The sequence below is a fragment of the Candidatus Cardinium sp. cBcalN2 genome (assembly GCF_022810445.1).
Lineage (GTDB): Bacteria > Bacteroidota > Bacteroidia > Cytophagales > Amoebophilaceae > Cardinium.
On record NZ_JAACGD010000133.1, the window covers coordinates 1 to 1165 of the forward strand.

Below are 1165 nucleotides of genomic sequence, written 5' to 3' on the forward strand. Positions count from 1 at the left end.
AGAGAGAGAGAGAGAGAAAGCCATGAGAGGAGGAAGAATTAATCGTATTTTTCTGACAAACTTGATGAAGAGGTTCTTCTTGACTATGATTTCATTTCCCTTCACAATATAATGAGTACAGCATGCATCTTTTTCACATGAAAATCGGATTGGAAAAAAAATTGGAAGCCGTCATGAAAATATCGATACCTTCCATGAGCGTAGTTATAATTCGTGTCGAATATACCCCAATTGACTGTGTATGGATCATTGGAGATGGATATCATCTTCAATCTTTACTTTTAACAATCTCTCTTTCTTTCTTCACCTTCCATGTAACATGAGCAACAAGTTATTTCATTTTTCAAGCTATGCTTATCGATTTTTCATGTTTTTTTCTCTCTCTTTCTCAATCATTCATTCATTCATTCTCACTTCTTCTTCTTCTTCTTCTTCTTCTTCTTCTTCTTCTTCTTCCTTTTTCATTCATGACCTTTTCGTTCAATACATATCCATGAATTATCATTATTATAATTCAATATATATGAAATAGTTGATGCTTTGCCTGTTTCCTTCCCGGTGAAAGATGAAATGATGAATAGTCATCAAACTAACTGTTCTTCCGCTCTCAAACACAATTCAGTTGGGGTGAAAGTACGTTAAACTCGTACTATGAAAACAGTTCATTGAGTTCTACCAAACGATTCACCAACACACATTGGCACCTTCGCCCATAAGTCAAGATTTTCTCTCTCTCTCTCTCAATGCATAAGTTGCTGTTCCATTTGAAGAATGGAATAAGAGCGTAAATAATTCGAACAAGAATATGTTGTCAAGAATGTGAAAAGGAAGAGTCAATAATATGCATATTATTGTATATGATTCGACTGTGTGAAGCTTATTTTTCAAGCCTAATCGTATCACTTTCTTCGTGTGTATGCTTATATTTTGGACTGTTGATGGGCTAAGGCCATGTATATGGGCGTCATACCTGAAGTGAAGATAAAGGAAGAGAGAAAGATCATTATACTCCAAAAAAGAGGTCCACATCAAGCAAACGATACATATATACTTTATCTTATACGATAGTCTGAATGACAAATACACATTCAACGGTGTGTAAATTCTTTCATAGACCACGGCACGTTCAAGGTTTGATGGCGAAAGCGAAGTTCATACACATTCA

General features: G+C 35.1%; 1 protein-coding gene. It reads left to right on the top strand.

Annotated features, from left to right (window positions below; all coding sequences use genetic code 11):
* Positions 1–319 precede the first annotated feature (319 nt).
* Positions 320–532, top strand: a complete 213-nt coding sequence (locus MUW74_RS03875) for a hypothetical protein (RefSeq protein WP_243553080.1) — start codon at positions 320–322, stop codon at positions 530–532.
* The last annotated feature ends 633 nt before the right edge of the window (positions 533–1165 follow it).

Excerpts from the sequence above, each read along its gene's own strand:
- MUW74_RS03875 (WP_243553080.1), top strand. The coding sequence starts at position 320 with ATGAGCAACAAGTTATTTCATTTTTCAAGCTATGCTTATCGATTTTTC.